Below are 19,063 nucleotides of genomic sequence, written 5' to 3'. Positions count from 1 at the left end.
TAAACATTAACTTATTTACTATATCAAAAATTAATAGCGGTTTTCAAATTTATTTACTTCCAATCATAGTGTAGGTGGATATTACCAGCCAAATTCCTGCTATTTTTCTGGTACAATTTGAATGGTTAAATAAACTAAAGGAGGACCACATCCTATGAAAAAGCGAACAGCCCTCCTTGCCCTGACAATTGCGATTACCTTCGTGGGAGGAATCATCACGGGTGCAGCACTTTTTACCAATAAAACATCTGATAAAACAATTACTATAGGAAAATCACCTAAATCAGCCATTAGGCCCGGAACAAAACAACTACCAAAAGTGGAAAAAGCTTCATCAAAAGTGGTGATTGGATATGTCCAGGATTTCCGCGACCCGAATGTCGTGGATTATTCCAAATTAACACATGTTATTTTCTCTTTCGCCCATCCTACAAAAGAAGGAGGTATCCTGTTAAATGGTGATGCTGCCTTAAAAAACCTAAGAACTGTGGTAGCAAATGCAAAAAAGGCAGACACTAAAGTCATGCTGGCTGTTGGCGGCTGGTTTCACATCAATGGCGGCGAATCCTATGAGTATTTCAAAACGGCGATTTCTAATCCCGAAACTAGGACAAAGCTAGTTAATGAACTTACTAGTATCGCAGATCGAGAGCATCTTGACGGGATCGATATCGATTTTGAACATCCCCATTCACAAGCCGATGCCGAAAATCTTGCAGCCTTCGCAAAAGAATTAAGTGGACAGCTACATCCAAAAAATAAAGAATGTTCGATAGCCGTTTATTCAAAAATCCATGCCGTTACCTTAACGGAAATTGGCTTTGTCGTGTATAAGCCATCAATGTTCCAAGATGTTGACCACGTCAATATTATGGCCTATGACGGGCAATGGGATGATGGTTATCACGCTGCCAATCTTTCACCCTATCCATTTACTGAGAAAATCGTAAATTATTGGGCAGATTTGTTTGACAAAAATAATCTGGCAAAAGAAAAATTAGTGCTCGGTGTTCCGTTTTATGCCCAGCCGGAAGATCCTAAAGTGAAACAGGTTTCATACGGAGCTATCGTTAACAATGACCCGGCAAATGCCGCAAAGGACACGGTCAGCATGAACGGCACTACCTATTATTATAATGGCGATGCCACAATAAAAAAGAAAACAAATCTTGCACTAGAGCACGGCTTCGGCGGTATGATGATTTGGGAGCTTGGACTTGATTCCCAAGGATCACACAGCTTAACGGGAGCTATTTTTAATACAATAAAGAATTCAAATTATGAGACACAAAAATATTATACAGTGAAGAAGAATTAGTGAATAAAAGCTGTACTCCTTTAGTATCTGGAGTACAGCTTTTTTGATTCATTATTGAACCCCATTCCAACAGTTGATACAAGGTTCGACACAATTCTGTAATAAATTTTGGTATTTTTCAAAAAATTTTCCATGTTTTTTGAAGGAGTTTGTCGGAATAGAGCGAATGAATTAGAGAGATTTAAATAAAAGGAGGAATTTTGCTTGAAGAAAGTATTAACCGTTTTATGTGGAGTTTTGGTTGCCTTATCTTTATTTGTCACAACTGGGAATACGGTTAAGGCGGCAGAACCAGATGATGATTGCACATGTCATGATCTTTTACCACTTCAAGGGGCAGAAAGAAATAAAATCGTCGCTAAGTTTTTAAGTAGTAAAGAGTTTAAAACTCAAAAAGCGGAGCTTCTTTCAACTGGTTATACATGGAATGGCGCGCATACTATCGAGGTAGTACTCCCAGCAGAGGGTGTTACAATGATTGGCGTACCATTTTTCAGTGCAAACGGAGTTCAAACAATCTATGTGTTTATTAATGGTGTTTTCGTTGGAACTGCTCCTGCCGAATAAAAAACAAAATTCCCAACCAATATGCGGCTGGGAATTTTATTTATATTTATGATACTAAACATTTAAGATTATAAAAATTGCTTATTCGATCCCCCAAACTGCCAAACACTATGACTTAGGTTTCCATAGCGGAAGCTGCGATGTAGTAAAGTTGCTTTTCGCTCGCCATCGGACGCGCCCATTGCATAGAAAAGCGGAATAAAGTGTTCCTTCCCATATGGCGGGACTGCATATTCCGCATTCGGGGCTAGTGTATCATACTTGAATAATGACTCTAAGTCCCAATTCTGCAGATGATGTGCTAGCCAATCATCGAATTCCAAAGCCCATTGGTCGATTTCGTTATCAGCCCATTTCACGGCTCTTAGGTTATGAACGGTACCGCCACTACCAATAATTAAAATATCATTTGCTCTTAAGGCTGATAAGGACTTCCCGATTTTATACTGTTCTTCGGGTTTAAGCAAAGGATTGACAGACATCGAAATGACTGGAATATCCGCGTTTGGATAAAGTAACCGAAGCACGACCCATGCACCATGATCCAGACCGCGTTCAGTTTCAACTTCAAATGGTATTCCATTTGCCTTAAACAGATCCTGTATTTCTTGTGAAATTTGCTGATTTCCTTGTGCCGGATATTTAATCTGATAAAGCGCTTGATCGAAACCACCGAAATCATAAATCGTGCTGTAGGCATCGACATCACTTACTTTTTGCTGAGAGGATTCCCAATGGGCAGAAAATAAGACAATTGCCTTTGGACGTGGAAGGGATTGCCCCAGAGACTTCAAAAATTGTGTATATTCATTATTTTCAATGGCTAATAACGGTGCTCCATGAGCAACAAACAATGATGGCATCATTTAAATGTACCCCCTAATTTGGATGAGATTCTGTTATTACTATAATGCTTTGTAATCTGTCTTTTGTCCCTTAAACACAATCTGATCAAGTGCAAGCATCTTACTGCCGTTAATGGCGATAAATACTGCCATGGCTAGTAATGCTAAGTCTAACTCATAACCAGCCATTTCCCCATTACCTAAAAAGCCAACAGCTAGTTTTACTTTTAAAGTTGCCCCTGCCATCAATATGGCAAGTAACCCTGCGACAAATCTACTACCTAACCCAAGAACCAAGGCAATACCACCTATTACCTCGATTGAAGCAACTCCATATGCAAGGAATCCTGGTAAGCCGATAGCATCAAACCAACCCACAATATTCTCAATGCCGCCTTGAAATTTAACGAATCCATGAACAAAAAATGTAATTCCTAATATGACACGCAAAATTAATGTACTAGCCTCGAATTTTTTTACCACTTTACTTTTCCTCCAGTTAACGTTAATTAGTTTTCCAATTGCTTAAATAGCCAATTTATAAAATCTTGGTGATTCTTTAAAGAAACCGTATGTCCTTCTTGATAGGTATTAAATGTAACTTCTGCCCCCAACCCACGAAAATACTCATGATTAGCTACACCCCATTCAAACGGAAGTACCTGATCCATTTCCCCATGAGAGATGAATAGGGATAAATCTTCAACAGGTTTAATGGTGTACTCTTCTTTAACAAAAGCTGGGATGTATCCACTTAGTGCAACAATACCCTTAATCCGATCTCCTAACGTCAATCCTAAGGCCATTGAAAGGATGGCCCCTTGACTGAAGCCAAGTAAGAATAAACGACTTGGATCCACTGGATATTCACCCATTGCATAGTCGATAAAACTCGTTAGCCTGCTAATTCCCTCATCGAACACTTCCCGATGCGGTTTCCCATACCCTTGAATCGTAAAATAGGCATAACCAGGTGGCTGCGGAAGGTGGCCACGAATACTAAAAATAAAAAACTCATCTTCTAAACCTTTTACCATTTGCAGCATATTCTGTTCATTACTGCCAATCCCATGCATTAAGAAAAGCGCGGGATACCTTTTTTCGGGATCAAGTTGTGCTGGCCTGCGAAGTTCATAAATCATCGGTGCATTCACTTTCATCATCCTTTCTTGAAACAAAAATTGTTAGTTATTCCTTATATCATATTGTTTTTTATATTTTTATAGATACAAAAGATTCATATTAGGAAACAAATAAATAAAAAAATATAACCAACTATGTTTTTGTATATGAATATTTGTTACACATAGAATAACAATTTTCGAGGTGGATTGTCAATTGTTTTTTTGCTAATATATAAATATGTTCTATATTAGAAAACTATCGAGGTGATCCAAATGGATATTGGTTCAAAAATACGAGCAATACGAAATAGAAAAAAAATCACCATTGCACAAATGTGTGAAGGAACCGGCCTTTCAAAGGGATTTATTAGCAATGTCGAGAATAACAACACCTCCCCATCCATTAGCACACTGCAAACCATTGCAACCTATTTGGATATTCCGCTACCCTATTTGCTGCTTGAAAAGAAACAGCATATGCAGGTTGTTAGAAAAGATGAAAGAACTTATTCTACTTTAAATAATTTGAAGATCGAGCATATTACCTCAAAAGGTGGGCTAAGATTAACAAGTGTGGAGTTTCCACCTGGTGCTTCCATCGGTGATGCACACGCACATGAAGGAGAAGAGTGTCATTTAGTGTTGGAAGGGAAAGTACTTGCGGAACAGGGTGAAGACTCCTTTATTCTGGAACAAGGGGATTCTTTTAGCTGGAACGCATGTGTCCCGCATACTGTGACAAATATCGGAAATGAGAAAGCGGTCGTCCTAATTGCCGTTCATTCTGATAAAGAACTAAATGACCTGTTATAGAAATTCAAAAAGGAACGAGGAACCAAGCTGGTTCCTCGCAACTTTAATTACTAAATTCTTGCCAGATATTCCTGTATTTCTAAAATCAGATCTTGATGGTTTTCATACATACTCATATGTCCAGCATTTTTTACTATCTTTTGTTGGATATTGTCTCCGCTCACTGAAAATGTTTTCTCAGCTGGAATGATTTGATCCTGTTCACCTGCTAGTAAAAGCACGGGCAATGAAGTCGTTTTTAACACATGATTGCGATCCATCCGATTCTTCATCGCAGTTAATGCACTAATGGCGCCTTGTGGAGAAGTTGAGTATCCTATTTCTATAGCTGTATTTACATAATCTTGTTCTACGTTTTCTGGTGAAAACAGCTTTGGTACTAATCCATCGATAAGGACTTCTATTCCCTCAACGTTTACCTTTTCTACGTTTGCCATTCTTCCCTTTTTCGCCTCATCTGAATCAGGAAATGCTGTTGAATGGACAAGTGAGAACCCATTTAAATGGCCACTATATTTTTCAGCAAACGCAAGAGTAATATAGCCCCCTAATGAATGGCCAAACATCGTTACCTTTTGGATATGTAACTGATCTAAAAGTCCCTTAATATTGTCCGCATAATCCTCAATTGAGAAACCATCCTTTCCCATACTTGATTCCCCATGCCCAGGTAGGTCTAGTGCGATTACGCGATAGGATTTTGAAAGTTCAGGAATCACTTTTTCCCAATAACGGGAGCTTCCACAAAAACCGTGGAGCAAAACGATCGGGTTCCCTTCACCCTGGTCAACATACCCAATTGTTGCATCTGACAATTTAACACTTTTTGTATTCATAATAGTAATCACTCCTTACACTAGTGGATACCCATAATTATAAAAGTAATTCACCGAAATTAAAAATGCATTACCTCTGGTAGAAGCAATGCATCCATATTAGCCTATTTGTTCTTCAGTCAAATCAGTATTTAATAATGATCTTTTATTTGGAATAATCGTTAAATTAGATCTCTTCAATAAATAATGCAAGTGATCGACGGGCATAGAACCATGGCCCTTACTGTCACCCAGAATAAATTGTACCGTAACGCCATTATTACTTTTCACTGTCATCGTTTCAGCAGAATTAAAAAATTCTTTAGCTGTCTGCGAAATTTGATATTTGGTTCCTTCTTCAATTAACATGCTAATCTCCTTTTTAAGTATTCTCCATGTTATTATTCCACAACACCATTTATACATACATAATATTTCCAATTGAATAGCAAAAAAGAGAGGTTTCCCTCTCGCTTACTCTTCCTCATCCATCATTTCATCAAACGCGGCAGAAACCTTATCAAATTCCTCATCACTTTCAATGGCAGAGAAGTCACCATCGGCATCAACTTTTAAAAAGAATATATCTATATCGTCTTCTGTTTCTTGTTTAATATCTTCTGCAAAACCGACGGCAACATAGTCTGTATCCTCAATCGTCATGACTCCGAGCACTTCTACTTCTTGTTCATCATCATTCTCATCGCTTATTGTGAAGATTTCGCCCACTTCAATTTTACTCATGTATACCTCTCCTTTTTTAAAAAAATCATCCTCCAAACAGTATCTCTAAAAACAAAAAAATTTAACCTTTAATTTTTCCTATTCATATAAAGTTCGCTATAATAAATTGAATAAAGATATGTAAGGAGAAACCAGTATGAGTCAAAAAGACTTAGAGGAAAAAATCATTCAACACTATCAGGCCGAGGAAAAAATGATGATTCTCGTTTTTGCCCAATGGTGTGTGAATCATGATTTAAATCCAGAAGAAATATATTTGCGTGCCTATCCAAACCAGTCTGCGAATCCTGCCTTAAAAGAAGCTATTGAGTTAACCGTATCTAAAGAAGAAGCAGGAGAAATTACGAACGAGACATTGTTGGGAGTTCTATCTATGTTCGGTAACGATGACCTTGCTTTTGTGGTAACAGAAGAATTCCGCAAATTGAAATAAACGAAACACCCGTTTTTTGCCGCCAAGTCTCGGTAAGAAACGGGTGTTTTCTTTTTATCAAAGGATACCGAGCATTTTCACGGTCTGCGTAATAACAAGCGGAACAAGGATGGCAATAACGGTTGGAATAAGGAAGGCAAGAAACGTCCATTTTTTACTCTTCGTTTCCTTAAAAATATTCAATAATGTCGTCCCACAAGGATAATGAAGGAGCGAAAACAACATCATATTTAGTGCTGTGAGCCATGTCCAGCCATGATCAAGGAAGATTTGCTTCAAATCAACCAAACTATCAACCTCAGTTAACGAACCCGTTGATAAATACCCCATTAAGAGAATCGGCAGAACAATTTCATTTGCCGGCAGCCCCAGGATAAACGCCATCATGATATATCCATCAAGACCAAGTAATTTTCCAAATGGGTCTAAAAATTCCACAGCATACATGAGGATACTAGTGTCCACAATATAAATGTTTGCAAACACCCACGTAAGAATGGCAGCAGGAGCGGCTACTTTAACCGCCCTGACTAGTACAGACCATGACTTTGTCACTGAAGAACGAATAACCGTATCAAAAATCTTTGGTTTGCGGTATGGCGGGAGCTCGAGTGTATAATGGGTAGGAATTCCTTTTAACGCCGTTTTAGACAGTGCCCAGGAAACAAAGAAAGTGACGATGATTCCAAAGAGAACAATCCCAACAATCACTCCCGTAGTGACTAGTGATTTTAACCCACCGGTAAAATTAGCTGCCATAAATAGAGAAGCTAAGACGATTAATGTTCCCCAGCGCCCATTACACGGGACAAAATTGTTTGTCAGAATCGCAAGCATCCGTTCTCTTGGTGATTCGATAATTCTCGTGGAAATTACGGCCGCAGCATTACAACCGAATCCCATGGCCATCGTCAATGATTGCTTCCCGTGCGCTCCAACTCGCTTAAATAAGCGGTCCATATTAAAGGCAACACGGGGTAGATAACCGTAATTCTCGAGAAGAGCAAAGGTGGGGAAGAAAATGGCCATTGGCGGAAGCATGACACTGATGACCCAAGTCGTACCCCGATATAACCCAAGAACAAGAACACCGTGAATCCAATCCGGTGCATGCAGAAAAGTAAATAAAGTGGTTATATATCCTTCAATGAAACCAAAAAACTCAGCAAGCATCGATGAGGGGATATTTGCACCTGCAATCGTTAAATAAAATAGGACTCCAAGCATAACAATCATAATGGGAAAACCGAAGATCGGTGAAGTAAAGATTGCATCTAGTTTTTCTGTCCGTGCATCCCGTTTCGATTTGGTATAGGTAATTCCATCTTTGCATAATTTGTGGCTGCGGCTATAAAGATGTTCAACAATGTCATCCCTTAGTTTAGTGGTTGACAAGCCCTGAGCCTCTTCATAAAGATCTTGAATACTCATCATCTCAGCCCTTCCTGCTTCAATCGTTTATCTATTTCATTTAATAATATCTCGTCTCCATCTAGTAATCTTAAAGAAACCCAGCGGGAAGATATTTGATCTCCCACCACTTCCCGTACTTTTGGTTCAATCTTATTAATTTTTTCTTCTATTTCAGCCGGATACTTCAACTGAACGGGGTTACAGTCAATTACCCCTGATACGATCCGGTCGATTGTATCGAGAAGCATCGGAAATCCCTTCTTATTTCTGGCTGAAATTTTAATCACTGGCACCCCTAACCGGTTCGTTAATATCCGCTCATTAATGTGGATTCCCTGTTGCTCCGCAATATCTATTAAATTTATACAAACCACCACATTTTTGGTCATTTCTAATACTTGCAAGGCCAGATTAAAATTTCGCTCTAATGAGGTTGCATCCAGCACAACAAGTGTCACATCTGGTTTTTCAAATACGATATAGTTCCTTGCTACTTCTTCATCCGTAGAATTGGAAAAAAGTGAATAGGTACCTGGCAGATCGATTAGATGAAAGGTTTTATCTTTAAACGTAACACTTCCTTGTGCGAGTGAAACGGTCTTCCCTGCCCAGTTTCCGGTGTGCTGCCTTAAACCTGTTAAGGCATTGAACAACGTACTTTTACCAGTATTCGGGTTCCCTGCTAAGGCGATTCGAAACTCATTCCTCATTCGAAACCAGCTCCCCTTCTATTCTAGAACTCTCCTCTTTCCTAAGGGCAATGGTCGTTTGACTGACCCGAAAAGCGATCGGATCTCCTAACGGACTTTTACGGACAACCTCTACCATTGCTCCTTTTACAAATCCTAAATCTAATAGTCTCCTTCTCATCACGCCATCTAAATTTAATGAAGTTAATTTTATTAAATTTCCTTTTTCACCATTAAGCAATTGAATTATTTTAGGTTTATCCATATCTCTTTCCCCTTTTCATAAGTTTTGACCGTACGCAACATTTGTTTTTAATTATATGTAATAACTCCCAATTATGCCACCTCTTTAAATAAAAAAAACTGCCCACAATTGTGGCAGCTTTAAAAAATGATGGTATTAAGTCAAAACCTCACGTAAAACAATCCCAAGTGAGATGCCGATGAACATGGAGGTTAACGTCCCAAGCAAGAAATACTCGGCCCAATTCCGGTCATCCATTTGTTTGAACCTGGCAATCGATTTCGCAGCAACAATAAACCCGATGGCAGGATAGGCACTGTAAAATGTTAAAACTAAGACTAGCAATCTCTCAAGATAGCCAATTAATTTTCCACGGGAAAGGTCGTGTTTGGAGAAAATGGTATAGTGGTATTCTTCGGTTAAACCCAATTTTCCTTTATTTGCATAGCCATCTTCCTGCCGATCTGCCTTAAATGCATATCTTCCTTCAAAGGATAAAAGCTGATTCGGTAATGATCCTAATAGGATTCTAATCGCATGCCCACTGACACTTGTCGTTAACACGACAATGATCGCAATAAACAACCAAGCATTAACCGTACCTATCTTTGAACCTTTCTCAAATACGTCCACTATTTTAGTAAAGCGTATTCCGATGAATAAATGACAGGCAAGAAAGATCATTAACAAATGGAGTACTTGATCTAATATGAAAAAACTAAGCCGTTTCAAATTCTCCTCGTTTGATATTTTTATCGTATCAAGCATTTTTATTTTTACGAAGTCAATGAAGAAGTGGGATACAACAATAAAAAGCAATGGAAAAATAAAGAAATGAAGGATATTCACTGCTTTAAAATTACCTATCAAGAAACCGCCAAGAATGAGGGTCGTCATGAAAAAATGATGTGTGATATGCTTCTTGATGTATTTCTGCTTGTCCTTTACCATATCATCTGTTTGTAAATAAAAATCTGCCACTAAATGTGCGAGTAGTAAACTTAAAATCAACATGGTTTCCCCCCTTTATTTGGTTTAGTCCTTATTATCCAGCACTGTCTTTATATTTTCTTTCAAATGATTTCTGATTGAATGAACTAGTATCTCACCTTTTAACCATGTATTCCTATACGACTTTTCCTGCAAAGAATTGAGAATGGTAATAATCTCGTGAAAGCTGCCCAGAATTTCTTCACTTTTTCCTTTTTTATAATGACTTGAAATGGTCGGCGGTGTTTTGCCAAGTAAGGTTCCAACTGCCTTTTGCTGCTGCACAATTAAATAGGTGGAACATACCTGCTCCTGGATCTTCGTTTGTTCTTTTATTAAGCTGTATTGCAAATGCAGTATTGTATTCAATAACGATTCAAATTCATTTCTAAATTGATTATATGCAAAAGGACTCTGATAAAATTGGTCAAGCTCAAATTTAAAAAGGGGTCTGTTTGACTCTTGTTTTAACAAATCATTGGCATAGCGAGCCTGCTTAATTAACGGATGAATCCATTTTTCAATGTCTATTTCTTCCAGGCTTCGGTCGATATCGCCAAAGGCCAAACCAAAATATGGTTGGTGACCACGATATTTCCAAATTCTGCTGAGGAAAAAGGCAAGGATATACGCTGTTGAATAGCCGTAGCCAACAAAGATGATTTCATCTCCAGCACGATGCCTGATTTGGGTGGAATCTACATCCTTCGTCCAAATGGTGATTCCTTTTACTATTTTATCTAAATATACAGTCAATTCATCTCCCATATTATTCGCAGAAGAATTCCTAACATCTAATATAAAAATCGATATTGGATAATGCTTTTTTTGCACGTTCACTCACCCTAATTAGATTATTTAATCTAATTTTAATAAAGTTAGAGTAAATAGTCAAACTACATTCCCGTTTGATTTATTAGTAAAAGTATTCAAATGATTGTAAACTGCTTCCATTCTTGCGGCAAGAGCCTTTGATACTGCTTTTGTAAAAAACGGTCGTCGACAAGAACAATTGTTCCACGATCCATTTCTGAGCGAATCAATCGTCCTCCAGCCTGAAGCACCTTATTCATGCCAGGGAAAACATATGCATAATCATAACCATTTTTACCCTGCTTGTTGAAATGATCCTTAATCAAGTTCCGTTCAAAACAAAGCTGGGGCAATCCTACTCCAACTACTACCACCCCATTTAACCGATCACCGATTAAATCGACTCCTTCGGAAAAAATTCCACCGAGGACAGCAAATCCAAGTAATGTTTCATTTTGATCTGGTGTAAAGGCTGCCAAAAAAGCCTCCCGTTCTACTTCTGTCATCCCAGTGGATTGAATGATGGTTTGCGTTTCCTTATCTTCTAGTTTGAATTGATCATAAACGGATCGTAAGTATTGATAAGATGGAAAAAAAATCAAGTAATTACCTGGTCGGTGGTTAATTAAAGATTTTATCATTGCTATGATGAAATCCTTCGTCCGATCCCGATCCTTGAAGCGAGTTGATAATGGCTTGATAAAAACGTCTACCTGCTCTTCACTGAATGGAGAAGGGATAGATTGAACATAATCCTCCACATCCCCGCCAAGGATATCTTGATAATAGGGCAACGGCGATAGCGTTGCGGAAAAGTAAACTTTTGAGCGATAGCCCTTCCCCATTTGCTTTAGCAGTTTCGCTGGATTAATGCAATACAGCTTGACAGTAACATCGTTTTGATTTCTCTCACCATAGATCACATAATGGCCATCTACAAGTTCAACGATTTTCAAAAAATTATTCACCATGAAATAAGCCTCTAAAAGCTTTGGGGAGTTCTCTGATTTTAGAACTTGTTCTGCCTCCTTTAAAAATTGAGTAAGCTGTTCTAAAAATGCTACATCAAGCTGTTCTAAAAGAAATTCACTTTTATTATCATGAGCTGTTTTCAAGGAAAGAAAGAAAGAATTCAACTTACTAGCAGCTTCAAATATCACTTTATTGTTACTCTTAAAGTCTTTTTTCAATTGGAGAAATATCTCTTTATTTAAGGAGGCTGAGAACATCTCCCGGCCGCGGTCAACCAGATTATGTGCTTCATCTACAAGTAAGGCGGTAGACTTTTTTTGCTCCTCTAACAACCGCTTTAGGGATACTCGTGGATCAAAAATATAATTATAATCACAAATAATCGCATCCACAGCATAGGCAAGGTCGAGCGAATATTCAAATGGGCAGACAGAATGTTTACGGGCATACGATTCGATTACCTGACGAGTCATGGCGGCTTCATTTGTTAAGATGTCAAGAACTGCCTCATTAATCCGATCATAATACCCATCCGCAAACTCACAATAATCCTTATGGCATTTGGTTTCTTCCTTAAAACATACTTTGTCCTTGGCTGTAATGGTGACAGCTTTCAAGCAAAGACCATTTGACCGCATTCTTGCAAATGTCTCCTCCGCTGTTGTGCGGGTAATCGTCTTGGCAGTCAGATAGAAAATTCGATTACTGTGACCTTCACCAACAGCCTTCACTGCCGGAAAAAGGGTAGAAATCGTCTTGCCAATCCCGGTTGGCGCTTTTGCAAATAGGTTTTTACCGTCTAAAATGGTTTTATACACACCGCCGGAAAATTTCCTCTGCCCAGCGCGATAGTTTTCAAAAGGAAAAGCTAGCTCTTTGCAACTCAGATTCCGTTGACGTTGATGCTCTTTCTGCAGTTTCGCGTATGGAGTGTAGCCTTCAATCACCTGGAAAACAAATGTTTCTAAATCTAAGAAAGTGTAATTCTTTTTAAAAAATCTCTTTTCTTCCGTTTCAACATGGACATAGGTTAGTTGAACAAAGATGTCCGGCAATACATTGTCCTTTGCGTACATGTAAGCATACATTTTGGCTTGCGCCCAGTGGACTTGGAAACCCTCTCCCTCCAATTGTTCCAACGGTTGGCTGAAAGATTTAATTTCGTCAATAGTTATCTTGTCATTTTCAAATAAAAGTCCATCACATCTGCCGTCAATGACAAATGTGAGGTCGTCATAAGGAATTTCGATACTCAAATAAACCTCTTTTTGATCACCTTCACAATAGGTTTTCTGGATTTTTTGATGAATCCTTGTCCCATCTGAAAGCGTTGATTGGGAACGGAATCGTGCATCGATACTGCCGCTTCTGAACACATATTCAACCAAATTTCGTACAGAAATATGAACATCGCCTGACACTTGACCACCAACTCACTCAAATAGAATGTATGTTTGTATATTAGTATAACAGATAACCAAAAAAATAGCGCATAATCTGCGCTAAATGAAAATATTACAACCGGATCTGGCCAGTTCCCTTTACTATCGCTTTTGTAGTCGTTAATGCCTTCAATCCCATTGGCCCGCGGGCATGGAGTTTTTGTGTGCTAATGCCAATCTCCGCGCCATAGCCGAACTGCTCGCCATCCGTAAATCGTGTGGAGGCATTGTGATAAAGGACAGCTGCATCCACAGCTCTGAAAAATAAACGAACATTTTCTGTATCTTCACTAATGATCGCTTCAGAATGTTTTGTTCCATACTGGTCGATGTGTTCAATTGCACCTTTCACATCACTGACAAGTTTCACAGCGAGAATCGGAGCTAAAAATTCAGTGTGCCAATCCTTTTCATCTGCTTGTTTGACAAAAGAATACGCCGCGGCTAAACCTTCATCACCCCGCAGTTCAACTCCTTGTTCATGAAGCGCATTCAGCACCACGGATACAAATGGCCATTTTTCATGAATAAGTAACGTCTCCGCTGCATTGCAGACAGATGGCCGGTGCAATTTCGCATTAACCGCAATTTCAATCCCCATTTTTTGGTCTGCTGTTTCATCAATAAACACATGACAGTTACCAACCCCTGTTTCCAACACTGGGACCGTGGCATTTTGGACGACTGATTGAATTAAACCCGCCCCACCGCGTGGAATGAGAACATCTAAGAACTCGTTTAATTTAAACATTTGGGCGGCTGTTTCGCGTGAGGTATCCTCAAGGAGCTGCACGGCATCCTCTGGAATCGCCGTTCCCGCTAACGCCCCGCGCATGACATGAACTAGTGCTTTATTGGAATGAATCGCCGAAGAACTTCCACGTAACAGCACAGCATTTCCCGCTTTTAAACATAGACTACCCGCATCAACGGTCACATTTGGCCGTGCTTCGTAAACCATGCCGATCACTCCAAGTGGTACCCGAATGGTTTCAATTTGCAAACCATTCGGCCGTTCCAACGCTTCAATCGTTTCACCAATTGGATCCTCTAAATGAATCAACTGACGTACGCCATCAACAATCTGTTCAATTCTTTCCTCGGTTAGCAGTAACCGGTCTAAAAGAGACGTTGAAAGTCCATTTTCTTTTCCGGCATCAATATCCTTGGTATTTTCACTTAAAATCCAAGCTTTTTCGGTTACTAAATGGTCAGCCATTTTCGCCAATGCCGCGTTTTTCTCAACCGCCGAAAGCATCCCCATATGTTTTGCCGTTTTTTTTAATTTACTGGCTTTTTCTATTAACTCACTCATCCCACAATCACTCCTTTTGCATGGTGACCCAATTATCACGATGAATCACTTCTGCTTTTTGGTTTATTGAATAGCCTTTCGATTGTTCACTTGGTAAACCCTTTACCAGTAATAAATCTTTAGAAGAATAGTAAATCTGTCCTTTTCCAACCGTTTTCCCTTTTTGGTTTCTAACCACTACGACATCAAGGGCATTAAACTCACCAATGACATTCGTGACACCGACAGGCAGTAAACTTTTACCTTGAAAAACAATAGCCTTTTCCGCACCATCATCAATTTCGATGACGCCACCAACCTGTGAATGGTAGGCAATCCATTGCTTTCTCATTTGCATTTGCGTTTGAAATGGGCCGCCAATATATGTTCCATCGCCTTTTCCGGCTAAAATATCCGTTAATTTTTCCTTACCGCTACCGGTTCCGACAAAGACACTAACACCGAGGGACAGGGCTTTTTTTGCTGCCAACAATTTCGACTTCATGCCGCCGGTACCAACGGAAGAACCACTTTCACCAGCAACAGCAAGCAATTCTTCCGAAACCTCCGGAATAAAATTAAACTTTTTTGCCTTACGAGAAACCTTCGGATTGCCATCATAAAGCCCATTAATGTCCGTTAAAATAATTAAGGCATTGGCATGCAAAAAACCGCTGACAAGGGCTGAAAGCAAATCGTTATCCCCAAAGGTCAATTCCTCAATTGATACAGAATCGTTCTCATTAATAATCGGCAAAATGCCTCTTTGAAGCAGCTCGTGGATTGTTGAAAAAAGATTTTGAAACCGAGTCTGGCTGTAAAAATCTTCACGAGTTAATAGAATTTGCGCCGGTACCATAGCAAACTCTTTAAACAGCTGAATATACTGTTGCATTAACAGCCCTTGCCCAACAGCCGCTGCCGCTTGTTTACCTGCCGTACTTTTTGGACGCGTTGGATAGCCCAGCGAGCCAAATCCTGCTGCAATTGCACCGGATGAAATCAGAATGACCTCATTCCCCTCACTTTTTAAAAAAGCGAGTGCCTCCACATGATCACGGATTTTCTTTTCAGAAATCGTTCCCGACGCATTGGTAAGCGAGCTACTCCCAATTTTCACCACCACAAGCTGTTTTTTCATGTCCATTCGAACCTTTCTTTACAAAATTAAGAGAAATTTATGTGCCACCATGATCAAGAAAAGGACAATAAAAAACGATTCCTCCATCCTTAAAAAAGGACGGAAGAATCGTTTCCGCGGTACCACCTTTATTGGTGCATCAACACCCACTTGAACCCGTAACGAGGGGAACGGCTTATGTTTTCATAAGCAGTATTCACAGGGCAGGTTCAATCATCTTTCCGTGAGAAACCTTTCAGCCAAAGGGTTTCACTCTCTTACACATGCCAATGATTTACTAATCCCTTACCGTTTACATTTGATAATTTCCTTTGATTATCCATAGAAAATGAAAAAATGTCAATAGAATTATTTGAAAATTTACAAAAAGAGAGCCAACTAGGTTTCCCTAGTCAGCCCTAACAGTTATTGATTTGCCTTTTTCACCCATTCAGCTACAGTTACCGTCCGTTTTGCCTGGTGCTTAACCGTTGCTTCTACATCTTCAATCATTTTTCCATCTTGACCAACTGTTACACTTGTTCCGTAAGGATTTCCCCCAGAACCAAAGATAACAGGATCGGTATAGCCTGGTGCTGCGACAATCGCTCCCCAATGGTACATGGAGGTATACAATGATAAAATGGTTGCCTCTTGACCACCATGCGAATTTTGAGCAGAGGACATCGCACTCACCACTTTATTCACGGTCTTACCGTTAAACCAAAGACCGCCGCAAGTATCAAGGAATTGCTTCATTTGCGCCGGCATATTGCCAAATCGAGTCGGAACACTAAAGATAATGGCGTCAGCCCACTCAATATCCTCTAATTTGACCTCGGGCACATGTGAAGTTGCTTCGACATGTGCTTTCCAGCCGGGATTTCCTTCTATCACAGATTGTGGTGCAAGTTCTGGCACTTTTAACACCTTCACTTCAGCCCCAACTTCCTTTGCACCTTCTGCAGCCCATTGTGAAAGCTGATAATTCGTTCCGCCCATACTGTAATAAATGACGGCTAATTTTACGTTTGTCATTCCCAAGTCTCCTTTTTATAGAAAAAGTAAATTCCAAACTAACAAAATTATCATCTCCAATAACTAGGCTTTCATTCAAAAAGAGTAGAAATAGCAGAAAAAACTGCCATTCCTACTCTTTTTTAAAAAATTGGTCCAAAAAGAATTCGGAAACCTTCTCCGAATCAAGCCTAGCTGCGATAAAGGGAGGCTTGGTTATACGAGTTCCTTCTATCGGCAGCCCTAACCATAGCAGCCGCTGGTCAATGATAATAAACGGAAACGATAAGTTTTCATCCAGCCGATAATCCGGCTGAAGCTCAAGCCAATCTTCTGCGGATAATACGGTTAATTTTACCCGTTTATTTCGATTGAGTAACGTCCCCTGCCATTGCGGCGAAAGAACAGTTTGTGATGGTAAAGAGATAACAATAGAGGACCTCGCCACAGCTACATCTTGGAATACTTTTTCAAGTTTTCTTGCATGCATCCATTGTAATCTCGGATGCTGATTCCTAATCCAGGTTCCAATTTCCCTTGTTTCAATCGTTTGCTGATGCCTTTCATGATGCTCCACAAGCTGTCTAAGTGTTTTTCCGTTATATACGTGCTTGCGGATAAAGGACCCGTTACTAACATGAATAAACTTTCCCTTTGTTCTCGTAATCGCAACATTGATCAATCGTTCGCTATCATTTCCCGTTAACAGCATGCCTGCACGAGTTTGCGGCTCCCCATCGACGGTATCAAACACCATGACATCACGCTCACTGCCTTGGAATCGATGGACGGTCGCTGCAATAATATCAGCTGTGGATCGTTCCTTATCGTATAAATCCTCGAGAACTAGCTCCATTAAATTGGCCTGGGCACGATAGGGTGTAACATATCCGATCGAACGTAATCCACTCAAATACGATTCATGAATGAGTTGAAACGACAATAACACCTGCCAAATATTCATTCGAGAATGGGATGCCCTCTCATTCATGCAATGGGTGCCGGAATAGCTCGTATCCACCAAAACGGATGCCCGGTCTGGAAACGGCGCTTTTGCGACGATGGTATTTCTGCTTTTAAAAACACTTTCATGATCACCCACAAGGGAATGGTAGACGTACCGATTCGTGAAGGCAGAGATATCCGGATGCATTCTCCGTTGTTCTTTTAATAAAAATAAATGAGGATGGAGTTTACCGTTCTCCACCCAATCGGCTACACCTGCCCGGTGAAAAATATCCTCCTTTAGCCACATTGTGACCAAAGAATCCCTTGAAGAAGCAATCGGCGGTAACTGTTTAAAGTCACCACAAATAATGACCCGTTTCCCGAGTGATGCAGCGAATGCAGCCTGCGGCACATAAGCCATGCTTGCTTCATCTAGAATAACCAAGTCAAATTCCTTTTCATAGATCGCCGGGTCGCTCGCTGCTTTTGCCAATGTTGATCCGACAACAAACGCATCCTTTACAAACTGAATTTCCTTTTGGCGAATTTTGTCAAGGAGTCTGGCAATCTTCGTCTCCAGCTCCAGCAATTGGTCGGTGTCCCTTTTGCTAAAAGAACGAGCTAAATCTTGCTTCAGATGATGTCGTTCTTCTATTAATTTCTTTTTATCCTCTGCCAAATGTGGATCTTGTTTTAGGAGCAGTTGTGTCGTGGTGATCGCCTCATGATTTGCGAATTGCTCTCCAGTATTTGAACCATAGCGAAGAACATCCCCTTCATGGAAGCGGTTTTTCTTTTTAATAAAAGTAGAAATTTCAGCGATTAGGACATCAACTGCTTGATTGCTGTGCGATAAAATAAGGATCCGCTTTTCCTGAAAATATTTATTTGCCGCGGTCCGCGCCAATGTGTAGGTTTTCCCTGTTCCAGGCGGCCCCCAAACAAATGTTACCGGATTGTATTTTGAACGTAAAACTAACTCGTGGATATTGCTCTTTATTTTTTCATCTGGATGCTTTGCCGGCATTGAAGGATCCATTAATTTTTTTACCCGTAACCGTTTTTGTTTATTTTTTTTGATATCATCCAGTCGTTGGATAAGGTGTTCAAGCAGCTCCCATGGATCGTGAAAAAGAAATGCCTGTGGGATTAGGTCTCCGAAGGATTTCTCGAGGGCAATCATCACACCTTTTCCTTCTGAAGAAAGCACACGTCCACTTTGTTTCATGCCGCCCCATTCCAGACGAATCGAAGATCCAACGGGAATTCGTAATGAAAAGGCGGTATCAAAATAATAGCTAGACGATCCGTCACTCGATAGCAACCTTCCATTTGAAACACTAAATTTGTTACTGCCGTATTTTTTTAAATGGATGATTTCACTTTGCAGTGCCTGTTGCCATTCTTTTATGTAGGTTACTGTATTTGTCATGAATCTCTTCCTTTAATGATGTAAGGTTCT

General features: G+C 39.8%; 20 protein-coding genes and 1 other annotated feature. Of the genes, 4 read left to right on the top strand and 16 right to left on the bottom strand.

Annotated features, from left to right (window positions below):
* Positions 1–154 precede the first annotated feature (154 nt).
* Together G6554_RS13510 and G6554_RS13505 are read left to right on the top strand one after the other, a co-directional pair.
* The gene (locus tag G6554_RS13510) at positions 155–1,318 is read left to right on the top strand and encodes a glycoside hydrolase family 18 protein (RefSeq protein ID WP_166242664.1); all 1,164 of its coding nucleotides are present in this window, start codon (positions 155–157) and stop codon (positions 1,316–1,318) included.
* Positions 1,319–1,522: 204 nt separating this feature from the next.
* On the top strand, positions 1,523–1,885 hold the full coding sequence (locus tag G6554_RS13505; RefSeq protein WP_166242662.1) for a hypothetical protein: 363 nt from the start codon (positions 1,523–1,525) through the stop codon (positions 1,883–1,885).
* A gap of 68 nt (positions 1,886–1,953) precedes the next feature.
* Here the strand turns inward: G6554_RS13505 and G6554_RS13500 are convergent, their stop codons facing one another.
* Genes G6554_RS13500 through G6554_RS13490 form a run of 3 tightly spaced genes read right to left on the bottom strand, consistent with a single transcriptional unit; the run spans position 1,954 to position 3,890 of the window.
* Entirely contained in the window at positions 1,954–2,751 is a 798-nt protein-coding gene (locus G6554_RS13500; RefSeq protein WP_166242660.1) for a dioxygenase family protein, read from the bottom strand.
* Between the two features lie 39 nt (positions 2,752–2,790).
* Complete coding sequence (locus G6554_RS13495) at positions 2,791–3,213, bottom strand: DoxX family membrane protein (protein ID WP_166242658.1); 423 nt, start codon at positions 3,211–3,213, stop codon at positions 2,791–2,793.
* Positions 3,214–3,239: 26 nt separating this feature from the next.
* Complete coding sequence (locus G6554_RS13490; RefSeq protein WP_242637809.1) at positions 3,240–3,890, bottom strand: alpha/beta hydrolase; 651 nt, start codon at positions 3,888–3,890, stop codon at positions 3,240–3,242.
* Positions 3,891–4,127: 237 nt separating this feature from the next.
* On the opposite strand from G6554_RS13490, the gene G6554_RS13485 reads away from it, so the two are divergent.
* Complete coding sequence (locus G6554_RS13485; protein ID WP_166242654.1) at positions 4,128–4,667, top strand: helix-turn-helix domain-containing protein; 540 nt, start codon at positions 4,128–4,130, stop codon at positions 4,665–4,667.
* A 50-nt stretch (positions 4,668–4,717) separates the two neighbouring features.
* Here G6554_RS13485 and G6554_RS13480 read toward each other — a convergent pair whose 3' ends face one another.
* The 3 genes from G6554_RS13480 to G6554_RS13470 form a co-directional block, all read right to left on the bottom strand.
* Positions 4,718–5,503 carry an alpha/beta fold hydrolase gene (locus G6554_RS13480; RefSeq protein WP_166242652.1) on the bottom strand — a complete coding sequence of 262 codons (786 nt, stop codon included), beginning with the start codon at positions 5,501–5,503 and terminating at the stop codon, positions 4,718–4,720.
* A gap of 99 nt (positions 5,504–5,602) precedes the next feature.
* A complete protein-coding gene (locus G6554_RS13475) occupies positions 5,603–5,851 on the bottom strand; it encodes a hypothetical protein (RefSeq protein WP_166242650.1) in 249 nt (82 codons plus the stop codon).
* Between the two features lie 105 nt (positions 5,852–5,956).
* The gene (locus tag G6554_RS13470) at positions 5,957–6,226 is read right to left on the bottom strand and encodes a DUF1292 domain-containing protein (RefSeq protein WP_166242648.1); all 270 of its coding nucleotides are present in this window, start codon (positions 6,224–6,226) and stop codon (positions 5,957–5,959) included.
* Positions 6,227–6,362: 136 nt separating this feature from the next.
* On the opposite strand from G6554_RS13470, the gene G6554_RS13465 reads away from it, so the two are divergent.
* Positions 6,363–6,659 carry a hypothetical protein gene (locus G6554_RS13465; RefSeq protein ID WP_166242646.1) on the top strand — a complete coding sequence of 99 codons (297 nt, stop codon included), beginning with the start codon at positions 6,363–6,365 and terminating at the stop codon, positions 6,657–6,659.
* A gap of 57 nt (positions 6,660–6,716) precedes the next feature.
* On the opposite strand, the gene G6554_RS13460 is transcribed toward G6554_RS13465, so the two are convergent.
* The 10 genes from G6554_RS13460 to G6554_RS13415 form a co-directional block, all read right to left on the bottom strand.
* Positions 6,717–8,093 (bottom strand): ferrous iron transporter B, encoded by a 1,377-nt coding sequence (locus G6554_RS13460; protein ID WP_207627618.1) that lies wholly within the window; start codon positions 8,091–8,093, stop codon positions 6,717–6,719.
* Positions 8,090–8,782 (bottom strand): FeoB small GTPase domain-containing protein, encoded by a 693-nt coding sequence (locus G6554_RS13455; RefSeq protein WP_166242644.1) that lies wholly within the window; start codon positions 8,780–8,782, stop codon positions 8,090–8,092. Before G6554_RS13455 ends, G6554_RS13460 begins: the two co-directional genes overlap by 4 nt.
* Entirely contained in the window at positions 8,772–9,026 is a 255-nt protein-coding gene (locus G6554_RS13450) for a FeoA family protein (RefSeq protein WP_166242643.1), read from the bottom strand. The genes G6554_RS13455 and G6554_RS13450 overlap by 11 nt, the downstream gene beginning before the upstream one ends.
* 135 nt (positions 9,027–9,161) lie before the next feature.
* Positions 9,162–10,019, bottom strand: a complete 858-nt coding sequence (locus tag G6554_RS13445) for a DUF3307 domain-containing protein (protein WP_166242641.1) — start codon at positions 10,017–10,019, stop codon at positions 9,162–9,164.
* A 21-nt stretch (positions 10,020–10,040) separates the two neighbouring features.
* Positions 10,041–10,829, bottom strand: coding sequence for a hypothetical protein (locus G6554_RS13440; RefSeq protein WP_166242639.1), 789 nt, complete (start codon positions 10,827–10,829; stop codon positions 10,041–10,043).
* A gap of 95 nt (positions 10,830–10,924) precedes the next feature.
* On the bottom strand, positions 10,925–13,201 hold the full coding sequence (locus G6554_RS13435; protein ID WP_166242637.1) for a helicase C-terminal domain-containing protein: 2,277 nt from the start codon (positions 13,199–13,201) through the stop codon (positions 10,925–10,927).
* 94 nt (positions 13,202–13,295) lie between these two features.
* Complete coding sequence (locus G6554_RS13430) at positions 13,296–14,537, bottom strand: glutamate-5-semialdehyde dehydrogenase (protein ID WP_166242635.1); 1,242 nt, start codon at positions 14,535–14,537, stop codon at positions 13,296–13,298.
* 7 nt (positions 14,538–14,544) lie between these two features.
* On the bottom strand, positions 14,545–15,657 hold the full coding sequence (proB, locus tag G6554_RS13425; RefSeq protein WP_166242633.1) for a glutamate 5-kinase: 1,113 nt from the start codon (positions 15,655–15,657) through the stop codon (positions 14,545–14,547).
* A 92-nt stretch (positions 15,658–15,749) separates the two neighbouring features.
* Positions 15,750–15,955 (bottom strand) — a binding site (T-box leader).
* Positions 15,956–16,062: 107 nt separating this feature from the next.
* A complete protein-coding gene (gene wrbA / locus G6554_RS13420; RefSeq protein WP_166242630.1) occupies positions 16,063–16,674 on the bottom strand; it encodes an NAD(P)H:quinone oxidoreductase in 612 nt (203 codons plus the stop codon).
* Between the two features lie 112 nt (positions 16,675–16,786).
* Positions 16,787–19,033 (bottom strand): AAA domain-containing protein, encoded by a 2,247-nt coding sequence (locus G6554_RS13415; RefSeq protein WP_166242628.1) that lies wholly within the window; start codon positions 19,031–19,033, stop codon positions 16,787–16,789.
* Positions 19,034–19,063 lie beyond the last annotated feature (30 nt).

It is taken from the genome of Bacillus sp. MM2020_4 (genome assembly GCF_011250555.1).
Taxonomy (GTDB): domain Bacteria; phylum Bacillota; class Bacilli; order Bacillales; family Cytobacillaceae; genus Neobacillus.
This window is presented reverse-complemented; position numbering and strand designations above follow the sequence as displayed.

Coding starts and splice junctions, on each gene's coding strand:
- wrbA (WP_166242630.1), bottom strand. CDS start 16,674: ATGACAAACGTAAAATTAGCCGTCATTTATTACAGTATGGGCGGAACG.
- G6554_RS13510 (WP_166242664.1), top strand. CDS start 155: ATGAAAAAGCGAACAGCCCTCCTTGCCCTGACAATTGCGATTACCTTC.
- G6554_RS13490 (WP_242637809.1), bottom strand. CDS start 3,890: ATGAAAGTGAATGCACCGATGATTTATGAACTTCGCAGGCCAGCACAA.
- proB (WP_166242633.1), bottom strand. CDS start 15,657: ATGAAAAAACAGCTTGTGGTGGTGAAAATTGGGAGTAGCTCGCTTACC.
- G6554_RS13475 (WP_166242650.1), bottom strand. CDS start 5,851: ATGTTAATTGAAGAAGGAACCAAATATCAAATTTCGCAGACAGCTAAA.
- G6554_RS13465 (WP_166242646.1), top strand. CDS start 6,363: ATGAGTCAAAAAGACTTAGAGGAAAAAATCATTCAACACTATCAGGCC.
- G6554_RS13500 (WP_166242660.1), bottom strand. CDS start 2,751: ATGATGCCATCATTGTTTGTTGCTCATGGAGCACCGTTATTAGCCATT.
- G6554_RS13445 (WP_166242641.1), bottom strand. CDS start 10,019: ATGTTGATTTTAAGTTTACTACTCGCACATTTAGTGGCAGATTTTTAT.
- G6554_RS13430 (WP_166242635.1), bottom strand. CDS start 14,537: ATGAGTGAGTTAATAGAAAAAGCCAGTAAATTAAAAAAAACGGCAAAA.
- G6554_RS13480 (WP_166242652.1), bottom strand. CDS start 5,503: ATGAATACAAAAAGTGTTAAATTGTCAGATGCAACAATTGGGTATGTT.
- G6554_RS13455 (WP_166242644.1), bottom strand. CDS start 8,782: ATGAGGAATGAGTTTCGAATCGCCTTAGCAGGGAACCCGAATACTGGT.
- G6554_RS13470 (WP_166242648.1), bottom strand. CDS start 6,226: ATGAGTAAAATTGAAGTGGGCGAAATCTTCACAATAAGCGATGAGAAT.
- G6554_RS13450 (WP_166242643.1), bottom strand. CDS start 9,026: ATGGATAAACCTAAAATAATTCAATTGCTTAATGGTGAAAAAGGAAAT.
- G6554_RS13415 (WP_166242628.1), bottom strand. CDS start 19,033: ATGACAAATACAGTAACCTACATAAAAGAATGGCAACAGGCACTGCAA.
- G6554_RS13485 (WP_166242654.1), top strand. CDS start 4,128: ATGGATATTGGTTCAAAAATACGAGCAATACGAAATAGAAAAAAAATC.
- G6554_RS13460 (WP_207627618.1), bottom strand. CDS start 8,093: ATGATGAGTATTCAAGATCTTTATGAAGAGGCTCAGGGCTTGTCAACC.